The 18,837-nt window shown below is 56.7% G+C and carries 11 protein-coding genes; 2 read left to right on the forward strand and 9 right to left on the reverse strand.

The features are described from left to right. Positions 1 to 7: 7 nt before the first annotated feature. From JN403_RS06105 to JN403_RS06125, 5 genes are all read right to left on the reverse strand, one after another. Complete coding sequence (locus JN403_RS06105; RefSeq protein WP_205486167.1) at positions 8 to 1,465, reverse strand: SLC13 family permease; 1,458 nt, start codon at positions 1,463 to 1,465, stop codon at positions 8 to 10. An 83-nt stretch (positions 1,466 to 1,548) separates the two neighbouring features. Next, positions 1,549 to 2,211, reverse strand: a complete 663-nt coding sequence (locus tag JN403_RS06110; protein WP_205486174.1) for an aldolase — start codon at positions 2,209 to 2,211, stop codon at positions 1,549 to 1,551. Continuing rightward, the gene (gene otnK, locus JN403_RS06115; protein ID WP_205486176.1) at positions 2,208 to 3,500 is read right to left on the reverse strand and encodes a 3-oxo-tetronate kinase; all 1,293 of its coding nucleotides are present in this window, start codon (positions 3,498 to 3,500) and stop codon (positions 2,208 to 2,210) included. The genes JN403_RS06110 and otnK overlap by 4 nt, the downstream gene beginning before the upstream one ends. Positions 3,501 to 3,510: 10 nt before the next feature. Beyond that, entirely contained in the window at positions 3,511 to 4,533 is a 1,023-nt protein-coding gene (ltnD, locus tag JN403_RS06120; protein WP_275900178.1) for an L-threonate dehydrogenase, read from the reverse strand. Positions 4,534 to 4,760: 227 nt separating this feature from the next. After that, positions 4,761 to 5,594 (reverse strand): DeoR/GlpR family DNA-binding transcription regulator, encoded by an 834-nt coding sequence (locus JN403_RS06125; RefSeq protein WP_205486179.1) that lies wholly within the window; start codon positions 5,592 to 5,594, stop codon positions 4,761 to 4,763. A 316-nt stretch (positions 5,595 to 5,910) separates the two neighbouring features. Here JN403_RS06125 and JN403_RS06130 point away from each other — a divergent pair, with 316 nt between their 5' ends. Continuing rightward, a complete protein-coding gene (locus JN403_RS06130; RefSeq protein ID WP_074886691.1) occupies positions 5,911 to 6,297 on the forward strand; it encodes an MAPEG family protein in 387 nt (128 codons plus the stop codon). A 153-nt stretch (positions 6,298 to 6,450) separates the two neighbouring features. Here the strand turns inward: JN403_RS06130 and JN403_RS06135 are convergent, their stop codons facing one another. Both JN403_RS06135 and ligB read right to left on the reverse strand, forming a co-directional pair. After that, positions 6,451 to 6,870, reverse strand: a complete 420-nt coding sequence (locus JN403_RS06135; protein WP_205486181.1) for a DUF1090 domain-containing protein — start codon at positions 6,868 to 6,870, stop codon at positions 6,451 to 6,453. Positions 6,871 to 6,929: 59 nt separating this feature from the next. Continuing rightward, on the reverse strand, positions 6,930 to 8,615 hold the full coding sequence (ligB, locus tag JN403_RS06140) for an NAD-dependent DNA ligase LigB (RefSeq protein WP_205486183.1): 1,686 nt from the start codon (positions 8,613 to 8,615) through the stop codon (positions 6,930 to 6,932). Between the two features lie 188 nt (positions 8,616 to 8,803). Here ligB and JN403_RS06145 point away from each other — a divergent pair, with 188 nt between their 5' ends. Then, positions 8,804 to 9,424 (forward strand): LysE family translocator, encoded by a 621-nt coding sequence (locus JN403_RS06145; RefSeq protein WP_205487241.1) that lies wholly within the window; start codon positions 8,804 to 8,806, stop codon positions 9,422 to 9,424. A gap of 89 nt (positions 9,425 to 9,513) precedes the next feature. Here the strand turns inward: JN403_RS06145 and JN403_RS06150 are convergent, their stop codons facing one another. Beyond that, a complete protein-coding gene (locus JN403_RS06150) occupies positions 9,514 to 17,334 on the reverse strand; it encodes a Tc toxin subunit A (protein ID WP_205486184.1) in 7,821 nt (2,606 codons plus the stop codon). 341 nt (positions 17,335 to 17,675) lie between these two features. Next, positions 17,676 to 18,761 carry a hypothetical protein gene (locus tag JN403_RS06155; RefSeq protein WP_240356826.1) on the reverse strand — a complete coding sequence of 362 codons (1,086 nt, stop codon included), beginning with the start codon at positions 18,759 to 18,761 and terminating at the stop codon, positions 17,676 to 17,678. Positions 18,762 to 18,837: the final 76 nt, after the last annotated feature.

Raw genomic sequence — 18,837 nt, forward strand, 5'->3', positions numbered from 1 at the left:
GAAGCCGTTAGACGAAGGGCCAGAGCAGCAGCGTCATCAAGAAACCGAGGGTGCCCAGAATGGTCACCAGAAAGGTCCAGGTGCGCAGGCCGTCGGCAACGTTGAGGCCCGCCAGTTTGGTGAACATCCAGTAACCGGCGTCGTTGATGTGCGACATCGCCAGACCGCCACCGCCCATGGCCAGACAGAGCAGGGCCATGTGGTTGGCGCTCAGGTTCAGCGTGGCGATCAGCGGGCTGAGAATGCCGGCCGTGGTCACCAGCGCCACTGTGGTCGAGCCCTGCACGGCACGCAACAGCAGCGTCAGCAGAAAGCCCAGTGCGAGAACCGGCAGGCCGGTGTTGCGCAGCGCTTCGGACACGACCGCGCCGATACCGGTATCCACCAGCACCTTGCCAAACACGCCGCCTGCGCCCGCAATCAAAATCACCATTGCCACGCCGGGCAATGCCGAACCCACGACGTCGGATACCTGATTGCGGCTCCAACCACGGCGCGAGCCCAGCAACCAGGCGCACAGCAGCGTGTCGATCAGCAGTGCCACCAGCGGCGCGCCGAGAACGGTCAGCACGTTGCGCAGCATTGTGTCGGCCGGCAACATCGTGGTCGCCAGCGTGCCCAGCAGAATCAAAATGATCGGCAGCAGAATCAGCGCGATGATGATGCCCGCCCCCGGCGCCGGCGCTTTTGGCAGGCGTGCCGCCAGGCTGCTGGCGTTTTCTTCCAGGCCCAGCTCTTTGGTGTGGGTCGCTTCAGACACTCGCGAGTAATCGTTATTGGCCCAAGCCACCAGGTCGTCGTTGGTGACGTGGGAGCCGTACACTTCGCTGCGGATATCGTCGGTCATCGGGTAGACCCTGCGGGTCATGCGCCCAGCGATCAGGTAACCGATCAGGCACAGAATCCCCACCATCGGCAGCCCGAACATCAACACGCGACCCAAGTCCGCGCCCAGCTGGCCGGCGGCTGCAACAGCACCCGGATGCGGTGGCAGGAAGGCGTGTACCGACAACAGCGCAGCGCACATCGGCAGCGCATAAACCAGCAATGGCTTACGAGCAGCGCGGGCGACGCCGTAGGCCAGTGGCATGAGGATGATCACGCCGACTTCGAAGAACACTGGAATACCGACCATGAAACCCGCCACGGTCAGGGCCAGCGGCGTGCGCCGGTTGCCGAAGCGGTTGATCAGGGTCTTGGCCAGCGCCTCGGCGCCGCCGGACAGTTCGATGATGCGGCCGATCATGGCGCCAAGGGCGATGATGATCGCGATGTGGCCGAGGGTTTTGCCCATGCCGCCTTCGATGGTCGCTACCAGATCGCCCGGTTTAACCCCGGCCACCAGCGCCACGATAATGCTGACCAGCATCAGCGCCACGAACGGTTGAAACTTGTATTTCAGGACCAGAAGCAGCAACAGCGCAATGCCGGCTCCGGCGATGATCATGAGCAATAGAGGAGTCATGTTGTGTCCCGTTGTTATTGTTTTCCGGCCAAGCCGGTCCGCCGAAACCGGCAGGCCGGTTTTCGATCAAAACGCCGCTGGGGTTACCAATTCACGCCGAACGTCTGGCGCAGTTCTTCCAGAGCCGCTGCGTCCAGCGGTTCAGGTTTGGGGTTGCTCATCAGCCAGAGGCGTGCGGTCTCCTCCAGCTCTTCCAGCGCATAAGAAGCCTTGGCGACCGAGCTTTCCCAGATCACCGGGCCGAGTCGTTCGAGCATCACGCCGCGCACGCTGTTCGCCAGTTTCGCCACTTGTTCAGCGACGTTCGGCGAGCCGGGGCGCTCGTAGGCAATCAAGGGAATGTGCCCGACCTTCATCACCTGATACGGGGTGATCGGCGGGAGGATGTCGTCGGGTTTCCAGACGCCGGCCAGTGTCAGCGCGACCAGATGCGTCGAGTGGGTGTGCACCACGCCGCCAACGCCGGGATTGCGGTCGTAGACCTGGCGATGCAGGGCCAATGTCTTCGACGGCTTATCGCCGGACACCCATTCGCCGGCCAGATTGACCTTGGCGATGGCATCAGGATCGAGGCGCCCCAGGCATGCGTCGGTTGGCGTAATCAGCCAGCCGTCGTCAAGGCGCGCGCTGATGTTGCCTGCGGTGCCGACGGTGTAGCCGCGTCCGAACAGCAGACGGCCGATGGTGCAGATTTCTTCACGCTGCTTGTTTTCGGCGCTCACTGAAGGGCCGGTTACGTTGCTCATTGGGCACCTCCTGCCAGCTGCTTGAGGGCCTTGTCGAAAAAGTCACGACCGCCGAAATTCCCTGACTTCAGCGCCAGGGCCAGAGGCTTCGCGCCGCTGCTGATGGTCGCTGGAACACCCGGGTCGATCTGCGCGCCGATCTTCAGCAGGCTCACACCCAAGGCCTGAACCACAGCTCCGGAGGTTTCGCCGCCGGCGACCACAAAGCGTTTCACGCCAGCGTCCAGCAGGCCGCGAGCGATCTGCCCGAGGGCGTCTTCGACCAACGCGCCAGCACGTTCAACGCCAAGTTTTTGCTGCACGGCTTTGACTTCTTCCGGGCTGCTGGTGGCGTAGATCAGCACGGTTTCCCCGGCATCGCGGGCGAACGCCAATGCGTCTGCCACCACCGGTTTGCCTTCAGCGAGTGCCAATGGATCGATGCGCAGAGCCGGCCGGTTAGCCTCAAGCCAGGCGGCAACCTGGCCGTTGGTAGCCACCGATGCGCTGCCCGCCAATACGACTTCGCCGCCGTCAACGTGCTCAAGCTTCGCGGCATCAATGTCACGCAGCTTGCCCGCTTTACGGAGATTGCCCGGCAGACCCAGCGCCAGACCCGAGCCACCGGTGAGCAGCGGCAGGTCGGCGCAAGCTTCGCCGAGGGTGTACAGGTCAGCGTCAGACAGCGCGTCGGCAATCGCCATGACCACGCCGTCTGCACGTAACTCTTTGATGCGCGCACGCACGCCGTCGACGCCTTTGGCGATGCTGTCATAACGCAGCAGGCCAACTTTCTGCGTGGTTTGCGATTGCAGCACGCGCACCAGATTGGCATCGGTCATCGGCGTAAGCGGGTGGTTTTGCATGCCACATTCGCTGAGCAGTTGGTCCTGCACAAACAGATGGCCACGGAAAATCGTGCGACCGTTCTCCGGGAACGCCGGGCAAGCCAGGGTGAAGTCGCTGTTCAGCGCCTTGAGCAGCGCTTCGCTGACCTGGCCGATGTTGCCTTTGGCGGTGGAATCGAACGTCGAGCAGTATTTGAAGAAGATCTGCTCGCAGCCCTGCTCACGCAGCCACTGCAGCGCGGCGAGGGATTCCTCAACCGCTTCTGCAGCCGGCGTGGTGCGCGATTTCAGCGCGATAACGATGGCGTCGGCGTCCAGTTCGGCCAGGCTTTCGGCGCTCGGGATGCCAATGCTTTGCACGGTGCGCATGCCGCCCCGCACCAGCATGTTGGCCAAATCGGTGGCGCCGGTGAAGTCATCGGCGATGCAGCCCAACAGAGGGCGCGGAGTCGTAGTGCTCATCAGCGTCATCTCAGTTGTTTTCAGGCTTGGCGGTCGGCAGTTCGATGCCCGGGAAAATCTTGATCACGGCAGAATCATCCTCGCGACCAAAGCCAGCGGTAGAGGCTTGCATGAACATCTGGTGGGCGGTGGACGACAGCGGCAGCGGGAATTTGCTGGCGCGGGCGGTATCGAGTACCAGACCCAAGTCTTTGACGAAGATGTCCACGGCCGACAACGGCGTGTAGTCCGCCTTGAGAATGTGCGGCACGCGGTTCTCGAACATCCACGAGTTACCGGCGCTGTTGGTGATCACTTCGTACAGCGCATCGGCATCGACGCCTTCGCGCAGGCCCAGTGCCATGGCTTCGGCGCTGGCGGCGATATGTACGCCCGCCAGCAACTGATTGATGATTTTGACTTTCGAGCCCAAGCCGTGGACGTCGCCCAGGCGATAGACCTTGCCCGCCATGCCGTTGAGGATCGCGTCGGCCTTGGCGTAAGAATCAGCCGGGCCGGAGGTCATCATCGTCATCTCGCCAGCAGCTGCCTTGGCCGCGCCGCCGGAGATCGGCGCGTCGAGGTAGAGCAGGCCTTTTTCGGTGAGGCGTTGACCCAGTTCGATAGCGAAGGTCGGTGCAACCGTGGCGCAACCGATGATCAGGCTGCCCGGACGCAGGGCGGCGACTGCTCCGCTGTCGCCGAACAATACGGTTTCGGTCTGCTCGGCGTTGACCACGACGGTGAGGATCACGTCGCAGGCAGCGGCCATGCTCGCAGGAGATTCACAGGCAACGCCGCCTTCGCTGGCAAATTGCTCGGTGACGGCCGCGCGCACGTCACAGGCATGAACGTTGAAGCCGCTGCGCAGCAGGGAGCGCGCAATGCCCAGGCCCATCGCACCCAGACCAATGACGCCGACATTCTTGTTATTCATGAATCTCTCCTCGGGTGAGCGCCGAAGTTCATCAGCACTCGAACGGTGTTTGTTCTGATCTGTTAAAGATAGTGAACCTGTGATCGGATAATGTGAAGTGCTTTTTTTAGTTAACAAAAATTAACATCAATGTGGTCGCACATAAAAAAGCCCTGGCTGGCTGCCAAGGCTTGGGTGCACGGTTTATGGGGTGGGATGTATCTGTCGGTACACAACTGTGGGAGCGAGCTTGCTCGCGAAGCAGCAGGCGCATCCACCGCATCCACCGCATCCACCGCATCCGCCGCATCTTCAGCGGCTGAAATACCGCTTTCGCGAGCAAGCTCACTCCCACAGCAGGGATGTCAGCGTCGGGAGAGCTCGGCCTTACCCACCGACGCCAACATCAACTCAACCCCCAGCCCGCGAATGCTGTCCGCTGCGCCGTGGGCGAGGCGGTCGTCGCTGATGATCGTGTCGAACTGCTCCAGGCCGGCGACTTTGTACATGCCGAACGTGCCGTATTTCGTACTGGTCGTCAGCAAAACCGTGCGCGACGCTGACTGCATCGCCGCCTGCTTGACCTCAACCTTTAGCGCGGACGGCGTCGTGGTACCCCGCTGCAGATCCCACGAACTGGTCGACATGAACGCCACGTCGGTTGCCAATTGCCGCAGCGTCGCCGCTGCCAGCCCGCCGACACAGGATCGGTTCGGGTGATCCAGCAGCCCGCCGGTGTGAATCACATCCACATGGGTCGCATCGGCGAGGGCGTTGACCACGCCAAAATCGTTGGTGACCACGGTCATGCCCGCCAGTGCGACGATGTACGGGACGATTTCCAGCGTGCTGGTGCCGGCGTCGAGGTACACGGTCATCTCAGGGTGCAGCAGGCTGGCGGCCAGTTTCGCCATCGCCTGCTTGTGGGGCAGCTCGACCACCGCCTTGGACTGGTGGCTGGGCTCGCTGTGCACCTGGCTGGCGATGCGCACCCCGCCGGTCACCGAATAGGCACGGCCACTTTGCTCAAGCAGCGCAATGTCGCGGCGAACGGTCATGTGCGAGCAGTCGAACATTTCCATGAGCTGATGCACGCTCAGCACCTGATGCTTGCGCAACTGACGCAGCATCAACTCCCGACGCTGATCGGGAATCATCGGCGCTGCGCCACTGAGGGTGGCGTCTTCTTCGCTGGACATGCAGGCTCCTGGGCAACGAGATACAGCCGAGGTCGGCCGCGTGGCTGGCATCTTAGCCAATCGGGATGGCGGTGGCAGTAACGGCGAACAAACTGCGCGCAGGTTGTTCTCTGTAGGACCCGCTTTAGCCGGGAAGGGGCCGGTGTGTGCGCTATCAAATTTGTGGTGTGGCGGGCGACGCCTTCCCGGCTGAAGCCGGTCCTACGATTGCATGCGTTACCTGTAAGAACCTTTCGGCGGGCCGTGGCTCTTAGCCTGTAGACAGTGTTGGCCGGGATGCTTCTGATGAAGCTCAAATTCTAAAAAGGATGCAGGTATGACCGTAGCGTTTTGGTGTGTGTTGATCGTGATTCTGTTGCCGATAGGGTGCGCTGGCATTGCCAAGTTCAGCAGCGGCAAATTCAGTGCACGGCACAATCATGATCCCCGGGACTTTCTCGACCGCCTCGAAGGCCTCCCGCGCCGCGCCCACAACGCGCAGCTCAATAGTTTTGAAGCGATTCCCGGGTTTGCCGCTGGCGTGATCATCGCCCACGTCGCCGGTGTGGCGCAGTTGGTGACGATCGACGTACTCGCCGTGCTGTTCGTGACGAGTCGCCTGCTCTACATCATCTTCTATCTGGCGGATCTTGCGGCGTTGCGTTCGCTGGCCTGGATCGTCGGGATGGGGTTGGTGATCGCGCTGTTTGGCGTCTCTGTCTGACCGCTCATTATTTCTAAGTTGACGCGATGTGGCAGCAAACACGCGACCTGTGGGAGTGAGCTTGCTCACGAAGAGGCCAGTACAGTCGCTGAATATTTGGGACTGAACGCCACTTCCCGGGCAGCTCGCTCCTCCAGAAAGCAGTAATTGCGCTTAATCGTCATCCTCGTCCGGCTTGACGTTTTCCAGCTTCTCCTGCTCTTCCTGCAACTCCTTGCGGGACTCGGCCAGCTTGTCTTTACGCTTGTCGATTTTCTCGGGATCGCCCTTGCTCATCGCCTTGTTCAAATCCGCCTGACGACGGCTGACTTCGCGCTTGGCATCCAGCACCTTCTGCTCCTGCTGCTTGAGCAAGTCGGCGTCGGTGCAGTTCGCGTTCACTTCACTCAACGCTTTTTCCAGCCCTGCCTGCCGATTGGTATTGCCAGCAGCCTTGGCGTTTTCGAGCTGAGTGGTGATGTCCTGGCGCTTGGCGGCGCATCCGGACGGCTCCGGCGCCTGCTCGGCTGCAAACACCGGCGCGGCCAGAAATCCGCACGCAGTGAATGCAAAAAGGGATAACAGGAATTTCATGAATACTCCTTGAATACAAATAGCCATACGCTCGACACAATCATGTGGCCCTAAAAAGACTAAAAACCTTTGATGCCTCCGTCCCGCAATTGCTTGCTCAAAGCCTGCACCTGCGGGTCTCGGAAAAATGCATGCAGTTGCTGCGCACGTCCCGAGCCAATACCAGGTTCGATTTGCCATTCCTCCACACTTCGTGAGGCCAGGGCCGCCCAGGACTCACCCAGATCAACGCCTGTAGCCGGCGGCAAACCGATGGCCTTGAGCCAGACGACAAACGGCTTTTCTCGTGCGCCCTGGAAACTTGTCAGCAGTTTAGCGCTGGTGCGTTCGCCCAGACCGGGAATGTTAGCAAGCTGCGCACTGTCGAGGGTCATCCAGTCCAGTAAACCGTTTAATTGTCCTGCCTGAATCAACTTATCCCACGTGCCCGGTCCTACGCCGTTGAGCGCCAACCCCTTCTTCCCACTCAACCATTTCAACCGTTCACGGAACTGACTTTCGCAGCCCTCAACGGGCTGCCAGCAACTCAGCGAATGAAAATCCTCCGCTCGCGGCACATCCAGCGGCGCACGATCAACGCTGCGTGATATCACCTCATCCAGACGCGGAATCGTCAGGCCGGCGAGGCTGATCGCGACCTGATCGCCAGGCCGAATGTCCATTTCCTGCCAGCGCTTAAGCGAGCCCACGCTGATGCGGGCGATCATCCGGTCATCCAGGCGCACCGGTTCGATGTCCAGCACGGGCGTGATCTTGCCACTGCGCCCGACGTTGAAATGAACCTTGCGCACCTCGGCCAGCGCCTGCGCAAACGGGTACTTCCAGGCCGCGACCCAGTAAGGCGCTTTCGCCTGCCAGCGCTCAGCTGATGGACGCTCGCCCTGGCGAATGACTACGCCATCGGTGGCAAACGGGAGCGGCGAACGGTACCAGTGCTCGCGCCAGTTCTTTGCCTGAGTGAAGCCCTCCAACGGCTCACTGAAGCGCACGCTGTCCTCGAAACCCATGGCTCTCAGCCCTGCCAGTCGCTCGGTCATGGCCGCCGGACCTTCCGGCCAGTCCCAGACGAACAAGCCAATCTGCGCACCTTCCTCCTCACTGATCGCGTGACGCGCCAGCAACCCGGCCACTTTGCTTCGAGCGTTCAGACTGCCGGCGGCCGCCTGAACGTGATCTGTCAGTTTCCAATACAGCTCACCCTGGAGGATCACCGTCTTTTCCCACGCGAGATGGCGAGGGATCGCTTCGATCTGGTGGGCATGCCCCGTCCAATCCTGGCCGAAAACCCCGTCGCCCCGGCTGATGGCGCTCACCAGTTTGCCGTCGACATACACCAGCGTGACCGCCACGCCGTCTACCTTCGGCTGAATCCATAGATCGCTTCGGCCTTCAAGCCACGCCTGAACGGCGGCCTCACCCGGTAATTTGGTCAGGCCGGTGTGAGGGATGGGATGGGCAACGGGACCGCGCGCGGTTTTCAGCGGGTTCAAGGGCGAGGCTGGCGTCGCGGCGAAACAACCGCGCAGATCGGCGAGCCGCTGCACGGATTGGTCGTACAGCTCATCGGCCACCAGCGAGACGCCCTGGCGGTGATAACTATCGTCCCATTGGGTGATCTGGCTTTGCAGCGCGAGGATTTCGCTTCGGGCTTTGGCCGGTGGCCAGTCGGGGCAAGAGGTGGCCTTGGCTGTGATGGAAACGAGGGCGATCAAAGCGCAGGTCATCGCGCGGAGGAGGGGCAGCATCGGAGCGTCCTTGCCGGGGAGGGACTGCAAGGCTAGGTTTTCTCGATGGGCGTTTCATCGCCCCTTGGTTACCGCGTTTGTCTCGCACCGGTACAGCCAGGCGCGGTTTCCCGGCCTAGCTGTGTCTTGAGCAGGCTGGTGACGAGTGCAAAATGATGTTTCACCTGGCTACTGGAAGAGACACCGCCATGGACCTGTCGACCCTCGCTCTGTTCATCCCCGCCTGTTTCGCCCTGAACATGGCGCCGGGCCCGAATAACCTGCTCTCGATCAGCAACGCGTCGCGTTATGGGTTTGGCCGCGCCTGCACCGGCGGGCTTGGTCGGTTGCTGGCATTCGCAATCATGATTGCGCTGGCCGCAGTCGGGCTTACAGCGGTGCTGCATACGTCCGAGTGGCTGTTTCATACGATCAAGATTGTGGGGGCGGCGTATCTGTTCTATCTGGCGTTACAACTGTGGCGAGCGCCATGCGAGGCGCACGATGTCGAAGCTGGCGAGCCGGCTGGCGTGACGAGGCTGGCACGTCAGGAGTTTCTGGTCGCCATCGGTAACCCCAAAGCCATTCTGTTGTTTACGGCGTTTCTGCCGCAATTCGTCGACCGCTCCGGCGTAGTCACTACTCAGTTCGCACAATTGGGGGCGATGTTTCTGGTGCTGGAATGTATCGCCATCGCGCTTTATTGCTGGATGGGGGTGCATGCGCGTCGGCTGTTTGCGCAGCCAAGTGGCAAGCGGCTGTTCAATCGTTTGTGCTCGGGATTGTTGGCGAGTGCGGCGTCGTTTTTGCTGGTGGCGCGGCGGGGTTAATACGTGTTCAGCCCACGGAGGTGGGCTGAATCCAGGTAATCGTCGAAGGCCATGAAATGATCATGACCCCGACGTGGCGCTTGTTGCGGTTACGGCTTGTCTCGCAGCGTTTTCACGGTGTCAGTGAATTCCTTGCCGCCGTCTACTGCGGTGTAGACCATATGAAGCTGGATGCTTTTGACGAGTGCTTTATCATCGTTGACCAATGACCTGACGAACTGTTCGTCAGGAAAGCTCAGCTGCCAGCGCGATATCGCACCCGTGCCTTCGAATGGCAAATACCGGCCATCGTGGAACATCAGTTCATACACCCAATCCCCGGGCCCGAAACCCAATCCGTCATCGGCAGTGCCTGACGATAGGGCAATTTGCTGTTGCGCTCGTAAATTACGTTTAACGCTGGCAGGTGGTTTGGTGGCTAGCCCGTAGAGATACTCAGCGCCATCTTTGACAGGCTCGATCAGCGTCGTGCTGTCGGTTTGGGTCAGAATCGCGCTGACCTCTTTCATGGTATCGCGAGCTTCGGTAGCCATTACGAACGAAACCGATACGTGCTTGAGCTGCCGCAGGTAATGGCCAGGATAGCTCCGATCGAAGTCGGCGGATTTAATGTCGCATGTCAGAGGGGTGCTCTTCAGCCCCTTAAGGATCTTGAGACCTGTATCAGTCTGCGCCTCCCAGATATTGATCGTTTTTCTGATCGTCAAGCGACGCTCATTGCTTTGCAGGTACGCATTTTCCATTTCCTGTAAATCGACCAGCAACGACTCGCCCGCCAGCATGCCTTTGTAGGAGTCGATCCATGCGCTGGTCTTGACAAACGCAGGTCGTTTGTAATCGCCGATCTCGTAACGCCAGGCGGCTTCGGCGCTCAGGCACAACGACAAAACGGCGTCATAGGCTGGTGCGTAGAGCAGTTCCTGACGGGCGACGAGCCAGTTGTAGATGGGGATGATGGTGAAGCCGGTTGTCATGGCCACGTGGGCTTCTTCGAGGTTTTTGCGATGGGTACGGGCCTCGTCCATAGATAAGGTGGCTGCGTTTAGTTCGATATTGGTCTCCTTCAGCTGCAGGTCGATGGATTTAATATCCAACGCTGCGAGGCCCTGTTCGAATGTCCATCCGTTAGCCCGGCGTTCGTAGCCCGCTTCAACAAGGAGTTTGTCTGCAAGATACTTGGAGGCTTTAGCACCGATTTCAGCCAACTCAGAGAACGTGTCAATGGTTTTTGAAGGTTCATTTCCGCCGACTGCCAAGCCATAGATGTTCGGCACCACGGCCTTGATTGCACTGGCAAGAAGCTTTGGCGGCATTGAAGTGTTTTCCAGTATTGCCGCCGTCCACTGCAGGCCTGTTGCCGCCTCCTCCCTTGCAGACCGCCCAACTTCAATCAGGTTGGTGTAGTGATTCTTCTTGAAAGTCGCTATCTGCTTGCTTATCAGTAACGTTTCCTTCTTGGCCTTGACCGAGCTGATTGCCTCCTGCTTAAGTCTTAATGTGAAATCAGAGATTCTGATCTCCTGCTGTTTTAGCAGCACGGAAAGGGAAGTGTTGAACTCATCCTCCATCAGCTTCATGTAATGCCGACCCATGTCCTGAAGTTGCTGCACCGCTGCACGGGCCATGGGGATCAACTGCCTGAACCGGTAGGCCGGTATTTGCATGCGGTCGCTGTTGTAGCTGCTGATGAGATGACCGATGCCTCGTTGGGCGAACCCGAAAGGGTCTGTGCCTTCTGTGCGCCAGTCCATGACCGGCAGCAGTTTTCCGTCCAGCGTCAGGCCGTGGCGTAGATTGAACAGGCGATGTTCGATTATTTTCCGCGTTTCTATAACCCGTTCATTGATCGGCGTACGGAATGCCGAGCCTTCCAGTTGGCTCAGTGCGGTAGGCACCCAACGCGACACCGCCGTGCGCTCTGGTAACGGCCCGATCAGCTTCAGCGCTTTTTGATAGCTTAGCCAAGCGTGATTGAGCGTGCTCGGGGTGAGTTGACGGTAAAAATGGTCGCCCTGCCGCTGCCAGTTTTCCACCATCGAAAGGAACACCGCTTGCCGGTTGTATCGCGACAGAATGAAAGCTCTGGTCGTGGGGCTCACCACCTTTTGCAACTCTGAGGTACCTGTCCCCACATCAGCGAGGGGACGGGTGTTCCAGAAGGGCGGACGTTGTTTTTCGTCCCGGAGCGTGCGGAACGGGTCGAACAAATAATCGGTGAACCAGCGTTCCGCTTCGTCGAACTGCTGTTGTTCACTCAGGCGCGTTGCAACAAGATTCGGCAAGTGGAGAAACAACTCCCGAAAATAGATGCCGTTGGCGCCGTGAAAATCAACCGACGGGTTGGGAATGGCGAGATCGATTGTGGGTTCTTTGATTAACTGCGCGTCCCACTCCAACGCCCGTTCCACACTGCGCGATGCACGGGCAACGAGTTGCTTACCGAACAGGGTGTTGAGCCGAATGGTGTTGGTAGGAAATGTTGGGGATTGATCGGCAACGGCGTTCAGATCGAGATATTGGGCCTGTTGCTCGTTCCGCTTGATTGAGATGTCCCATTTTTCGGAGGCTCTCATCTGTTCTAATGACCAAAAGAAGTGAGACTTGCTGACTTCTTGGTTACGTATCAGTGCACGAATCGCGAAGTCCCTCGGTCCCAGAGTTCCCAAATTGACGTCGCATGAAAGAATAACGTGCCCATTGGCATGGGCAGTCCTAGATTTAAGGTCTACCTCCAGCACCTCGGAATTAGATTTGGCGCGTTCCGTAAATACGAGATTTAGCGTTACGTCTGCATATGCCTCTGGATTAACAGTCAGCTGCAGGGGGGCTGAAATTGTTTGTTTGGCAAAGGCGCAGACTATTTTAAAACTGTCGTCAATTAAATTCTCGGCGTTGTCTATTTTAAGCGAATATGTCCATAGACCAGTCTTGCTGCTTTTTTGAGCTGCCTCTAGAAGCGAAATCTTTTCAACTCCATCGACGAGCAAGGAATATCCCAGCTTGGGAGGGGCTGTCTCACTAGAAACAATGGTCAGTGACACTACATGTGACGGCTTTGAAAAAGGCGAAATGTTGGACTCTTGATAATTGATTGAGGCGCGGGCGCCGCTCATAATCCCCTGCCAGGCTACGTTGCAGGAAAGTAATGTAGGGGTAATTTTTTTATCGAATATTTTTTTCCGATATTCGCTCGTGATCGTCATGCGGTCAGCGGTTTTTTTGTTGAAGCTCACCGTCATCGTGTTGGGAGGGGATGCTTGAAACCAATAATCATTTATTATCGCGCTCAACGGTCCTTCAAGCTTTGTAGTGTAATCGTATTGTCCCTCAAAAATATCCGGTAATTTGGCTGCGTGGTGGTCAGCAGTGTTCCAATGCGCATTTGCTATATAGTCTATCTCACTTGTTCTTGTGGATTTTATGATGATGCGCTCAATGCCGTAGGGATACTGAATCGCCCTGATGTCGCGATTACAGGAATAAATATCAAGGCTGACTCTCTCTAGGTCTGCTGTGAGGAAGGTTTTTTTATCTATGAGTAACAGGTCTCGCGACTGAATGAAGTAGTCGCTATCAAGCTTTCCGGGACTCATCGCCGTTTCAGAGGGCCTCGCGCAGTCGTACAGCATCACTGTTAACCACGGATCTTTAGCCCGCTCTCCTTCCACGTTAACCAGCGCAATCAGCCCTGGCTCGTATGTGTCATCTTTGAGGTATGGGTTTGGGATTTTTGGTTTGTTTTTCGCTGAGCTCGATTCGTCGTCCACCATGTCATCAAGCCGCTTGCCATCTTTTGTTCCATCTAGGCTCATCAACTCATTAGGCGGTGACCAAAAACCATCGCTTTGTTTGTAAATGTACTGAACAGTCAGCTTCTTGAACTTGGTAGGCGTCTGGTTTTTCTCATCGGCGCTGGGAAGGCCTACCGTCCCGCGCTCGACCCAAAACACATAAGGCCGCCCCTCGATCATCACCGGGCGGATCGTGTCACAAGTGTGTTTGATGGTCTTCTTGTCGCTTGTTGTCTCTCTGTAGCTGCTTTGTGTGATTTGGCCACCAGGTGCGACGCTAATCTTTTCCCACTCCGTCCAGGCCAGCGGGCTCAAGCGTTCTTTGTCATCACGCAGGCCCATGTCTACCGAACGCCAGTAGTACTCAGGGGGCGACGTGTTGGTTTTGCCAATAAAATGATAAGTGTCGTTTTTAGGATCTACACCGTCCAGATACCCGCTAACAACCTGCAGGTTGCTGGTCTGTTCAAACTTAGTCAGGTAGCTGGTAATGGCAGTTTGCAGTAGTGCAGGATCAAGCTTGCCTTGGTTGAGCTCGACTTCCAGGGATTGGAATGCGGCGGTTTTATTTGGCCGGTTTGCGTAATAAATCAAATTTTCCGGGTGGTTGATCTGAGTTTTCCAGATTTTCCATAGTCCATATTCACTCATGTACTCTCGCCACACCGTCGAGGCGGCTTCCGGAATAGCGCCATTCACATAGCCGGGTTCCAGACGGGCAAACAGCCTGTGCAAATAATGCTGCAGACTGGCAATATGCTTAATGGCAACGCGGGTAGTGGCAGCTGAGCTGACCAAGATATCTGTCAGAAAATAGTTGGACAGGTCATCGAACGAATTAATGCGCTTTTTAGTAGCCTCAGTGGAGGGCGCCCAATGTCCTAGCAGGTAACCCGCCAATGCATCACGCCACTTTTCCTGCAAAAGTGACTGGACCGACGCTGACTCCTTCTCGCTACATGCACCCAGTAACAGTTGTGCGGTATTTCGATACGCATCAAATGCCGAGCTCCTGTCAAGCCTGTACATGTTCAGAACTGAACGGAACGGCAGTTTCGTCAAATTGCAAAGGCGCTGTGATCTCAGCACGTAATCAATGTCGCTTAAGGTGCTTTTCAGACCTGATGCCACTTGAGGCTCAAGCTTTCCTAACCCAGGCTCCAAACTTTCCGGGTCATATTTCTTCAAGGTCAGCGGAGATTTATTTCTTTGATATAGCTCCATTTCTTTCCACAGGGTAGGATTCGTTTCTGGCAGATATTGGCTCGCAAACACTCGCAGAGGCGCCGGGTTATCGCTCATGAATGTTTTGAATTTGTCGTACATTCCGCGTTCAATGTCAGCCTCTGTGCCTCCGCTCGATGTTCTGTTTTCCAACATGTACAAATTAAGCAATTCGGCCATTGCGCCTCTGGGCCTTTGCTCCCAGCGATCGTAGAGCGCTTTCTCAGCAGGTTTGAGCAATTTCAGGAAGTCATCAAATGTGGCGACGGCCTTCACTGGCTGTTCTGACGATAGACTTGCTTCCAACGGATGTTCTTTCACTTTTTGCAACGAAGACATCAGCGACAAGGCTTCTCTCTGGGACCAGCCCGTCAATTTTCCTAATCGCTGGGACGAAGCGACGATTGCCTCGGTATCGTCGGCGGCTGGAATGTTGCCGAAGAAGGCCAGCGCATCTTTCTCTTCAAAACCATTTTCTTCACATTTGGACACCCAGTCGTGGTAATGCCCGATCTGGTAGCACAGATCGAGATTCAACACAGGCAGCACTGTTGATGGCGCCGTGTTATCCCGCGTGGTTTGTTCAAGCGAAAACCATTCGGGTTTATTCAGCAGCGCGCTCAAGCCTGCGGCGCTCAACTTGAAATGCTTGATCACCTGCGCATGGCGAGCGAGATTGCTCCATAGCGCGACATCAAGGCCATTTGCTGTCGCACCGGATTGCTCTGGTGGACCGGGTTCTGCTTTGAGGATTCCAGCGAGGAGCTCAAGGCGCGAGACGCTCACCCACTGCAACAATGGCAGAGCATGTTCAGGCTTCAGGGCCAGGACATCGTTCGATTTACCAAACGCTGTGCCAATGATGTGCTTTACCGCATCTTCTTGGGCGATCACTGCGTTTTGTATAAGCGACCCAAGACTATCAGCTATCTCCACCAAATTGGCTTTGGCTATGAGCAGGCCGGAAGTACTAGCAACTTTGCCTACCATCGCCTCGGTCAACTGACTGGCAAGGGCCGCGGAGGTCTCCAGGGCAAACGATTTAATAAGGCCGCTGCTGTCAATGTACGCGGACAGCGTGTCCAGCCATGAACCCGATATGAGCATTACGCCCGCCCCAGCGGTCTGAGCGAGGCCCGACTCGGTGACCAGTGACGATTTGATTCGCGGGACAGCGTCAAGAACGGTGCGTTGGATGCGCGCATCCAAACCGAAATACGATTTAAGGCTGGCGGGTATGTTGGTGGGGTAGGGGGTGAGCCAACTCAAAAGCGCGGTCGGCTTGATGCTGTGGTCGCGCAGCCAGTTATCGAGATTCGCAAGGCCAATCAATACATCGAGGACGTCGGTCGTCTTTTCATCGCTGGCAATCACCGGTTTGCCAGCCAGTTGTGCCATGACCTGAGGGTTAGCGGCGTCGAGCAGCGCGATCAGGCTGGCGCCTTCGTTCATGCCCAGGCGCAGAAGTCGCGGCAATCGAGTAAGACGGTATAACGAAGAAAAGACCCCAAGCGTCAGGGCATGCTGTTTCACGCCCAACGTCCGTTTGATCTGATTCAGATATAGAATTGCCACGTTCTCTTCAAGCGCCAACGCTCTGCAGAGTTCAGCGATCACCGGATTTGGCGCAGCATTCTCGGCGCCCGTGGTCGTGGGTAGTTCAAACACCCGTGCATCGAGGACCAGCGGCGTATCGATTTCTGCCAGCGTGCCTGCCCCTGGGCCATCAAGAACTCTATTGAGAAACGGCTCGGTTTCACCTACGGCATAAGGCGTCACCTCATCTATCAGCGCCGCGAATTGCTCGGCAGTAATCTGATATTCATTTCGCAGGTGTTTGAATACGCCCAATGCCCTGAGGGTGTTTTCCGTAATGGTGAAGTCTTTGGTCTGACCTTCCGCGCGCAGCGCGGCCATGACCAAAAGATCTACTTCCGAGTAGGGCAACTGCAGGGCGTGTTGCAGGTGAATGATTTTGTGGATGCGGCCGAGGTGGTCCGCATTGGCGCCTTTGACTCGCAGTGAGATACCTGCTCCGCTTAACGTGTCTTGCAGCGTAAGGGCGGGGGCAGTGGCGTTATTGATAAACGCTGCGCCGAAAATGTGTCCCGCGATCGGCGCCGTGTTCTTACCGGCTGGCAAGTAGGCGCGTGACTTTTTAACAGCGGTAAATGCCTCCTGGCCCTCGTCTGCTACGCCGGACACAGCGAGCAAATCAACAATGTCTTCCGGCTTCAACCCTGTTTGCCGCGCAAGAAATTCGACATCACTCAATCGTTCCAGCGCGTGCTCCCCAGTGCCTGTCACGCCGTAGCGCTTTAGCAAAAAGTCGGCAACCGTGCTGTCGTTTTTTTCCAGCAATAACGCTTGCAGTGAGGGACTGAATCCGGTGGCTTTGCGCATGATATTACGCAGTTGATCGGTTCGTAGGTTTCCGTAAACGAAGTTGGGGTAGGCGTAATCAGTCTGCTGTAACAGATTGAACAGGGAGGACTGTCTAACGCTAAGTACGGCGTTGATTTGATCAAGGGGATAATGAAAGGGTAACTGCACAGGGTACTGTGCGTTGGCGATTCTCTCTGACAGGACGGTTTTGTCCCCTACGTGGAGTTTTGCCTCACGTGTCATCGCCTCAATGACCAGGGTCAGCTCGGGTATGTGGGTTTCAAGACTGCCTTCATCAAGTACCCGCTCGCCTATATCCGGGCGCCGTGTGGCGAGCCTGATCTGAGTAGCGGCGTCGCCAAGCTTTTCAAGCTCTAGTGCCTGGTGGTAAAGCGCGTGAAGATAGGCAAGCGGGCTGTTATTGGCCTCTAATGCATCGGAGGAGCATTTATCGGCGACTTGTTCGGGAAAGAGCTCTCTGAACACGGCTGTAGTGGTTGTGTCGTCCATGATCGTATTCCTGTACACGCGGGATTGGATTGCGGGATCGCAACTAATACTCAGGGTAGACGCGGGTGACGCGATCTGTAGAAATGCCAGACGAAGTGCTATTTGCTAAAGGCTATATAAAGCAGTGGATTAGCTACGGCTATCGCCTGTCGCTATAACAGTAATCGCGAATGTGTCTAACTATAGAACTTTCTTGACTCCCAGGTTGCTGGAGTGGAGGGCAGCTTCACTCCGCTATAAAGTTATAAATTTCCTGTGATAGAAATCCCCCAGCAAGTTTCGTTTGGGGGATTTCATAGGTCTTCCAGCTAACAGCTGCTTTAAGTCGCTGATGCCAACTGTCAGGTTGGCATAATGGCTTTCACTTTTTCAGTGAATTCCTTGCCTCCATCTACAGCTGTATAAACAAGGTGAATCTGGATGTTTTTTACGAGAGCGGTTTTCTTGTCGGCGCTGATGAGTGACCTCGCAAATTCAGCGTCCGGAAAACTCAGTTCCCAGCGGGAAATGGCACCCGTACCTTCAAATGGTAAGTAACGGCCGTCATGGAACACCAGCTCATACATCCAGCCATCCTTGCCTAGTCCCAATCCATCATCAGCGACTTGAGACGACAATGCGATTTGCTGGTTAGCGCGCAAATCGCGCTTGATTTCCGGCGGCGCTTTTGTCGCGTTGTAGAGATAACCCAGCCCCTCTTCAGTGGGTTCGACCAGCGTTGTGCTGTGTACTTGAGTCAGAATGGCACTGATGTTTTCCACGTCCATGCCACTACTCGACGTCATGACGAAAGAGATAGAAACGTGCTTGAGTTGACGCTGATAATGACCTGGGTAGTTTTTGTCGAAATCGACAGCCTTGAGCTCCAGGGTAATAGGCGTGGCGGCCAAGCCGCTTATCGTGGCGAGCCATGCAGCATCCGTTTGCTTGCCTTTCATGTCGATGGTCTTTTTGATCGTCAGGCGGCGCTCCCGACTATGCAGATAGGCATTCTCCATTTCCACTGGAGCTCGATCATTGTTGGAGGTGCTCATCACATGATCGACGTTGCGCTGGGTGATGCTGAGACCATCTGTGCCTTCGGTTTGCCAGTCGATGGCGGGTAATATCCTGCCGTCAATGGTCAGCCCGTGGCGAAGATTGAACAGTCTTTGCTCCACCGTTTTTCGTGCATTAATAATCCGCTCGTTACTGCGCGTCCGAAATGACCAGCTTTGTATATTCTTGAGCGCGTCAGCAACCCATCGCGATACTGAAACCCGCTCTGGCAGCGAACCGATTAGCTTGAGTGCTTTTTGATAACTCAGCCATGCGTGATTGAGACTGCTGGGCGTAAGCCGCCGATAAAAGGCTGCCTTGATCAAGCACTCGCTCACCGATATCCGGCCTCCTCCCGGCGAGAGTAATCCTGCTTTGGGGATCGCCATTCGCTTCAACACCTAACGCCATCTGATACAGCGCGTGCAGGTAGGCAATGGGACCGTTATTGGCCTCAAGTGCATC

Origin of the sequence: Pseudomonas sp. 15A4 (assembly GCF_016925575.1) — a bacterium.
Taxonomy (GTDB): domain Bacteria; phylum Pseudomonadota; class Gammaproteobacteria; order Pseudomonadales; family Pseudomonadaceae; genus Aquipseudomonas.

Excerpts from the sequence above, each read along its gene's own strand:
- JN403_RS06105 (WP_205486167.1), bottom strand. The coding sequence starts at position 1,465 with ATGACTCCTCTATTGCTCATGATCATCGCCGGAGCCGGCATTGCGCTG.
- JN403_RS06110 (WP_205486174.1), bottom strand. The coding sequence starts at position 2,211 with ATGAGCAACGTAACCGGCCCTTCAGTGAGCGCCGAAAACAAGCAGCGT.
- otnK (WP_205486176.1), bottom strand. The coding sequence starts at position 3,500 with ATGAGCACTACGACTCCGCGCCCTCTGTTGGGCTGCATCGCCGATGAC.
- JN403_RS06125 (WP_205486179.1), bottom strand. The coding sequence starts at position 5,594 with ATGTCCAGCGAAGAAGACGCCACCCTCAGTGGCGCAGCGCCGATGATT.
- JN403_RS06130 (WP_074886691.1), top strand. The coding sequence starts at position 5,911 with ATGACCGTAGCGTTTTGGTGTGTGTTGATCGTGATTCTGTTGCCGATA.
- JN403_RS06135 (WP_205486181.1), bottom strand. The coding sequence starts at position 6,870 with ATGAAATTCCTGTTATCCCTTTTTGCATTCACTGCGTGCGGATTTCTG.
- ligB (WP_205486183.1), bottom strand. The coding sequence starts at position 8,615 with ATGCTGCCCCTCCTCCGCGCGATGACCTGCGCTTTGATCGCCCTCGTT.
- JN403_RS06145 (WP_205487241.1), top strand. The coding sequence starts at position 8,804 with ATGGACCTGTCGACCCTCGCTCTGTTCATCCCCGCCTGTTTCGCCCTG.
- JN403_RS06150 (WP_205486184.1), bottom strand. The coding sequence starts at position 17,334 with ATGGACGACACAACCACTACAGCCGTGTTCAGAGAGCTCTTTCCCGAA.
- JN403_RS06155 (WP_240356826.1), bottom strand. The coding sequence starts at position 18,761 with ATGGCGATCCCCAAAGCAGGATTACTCTCGCCGGGAGGAGGCCGGATA.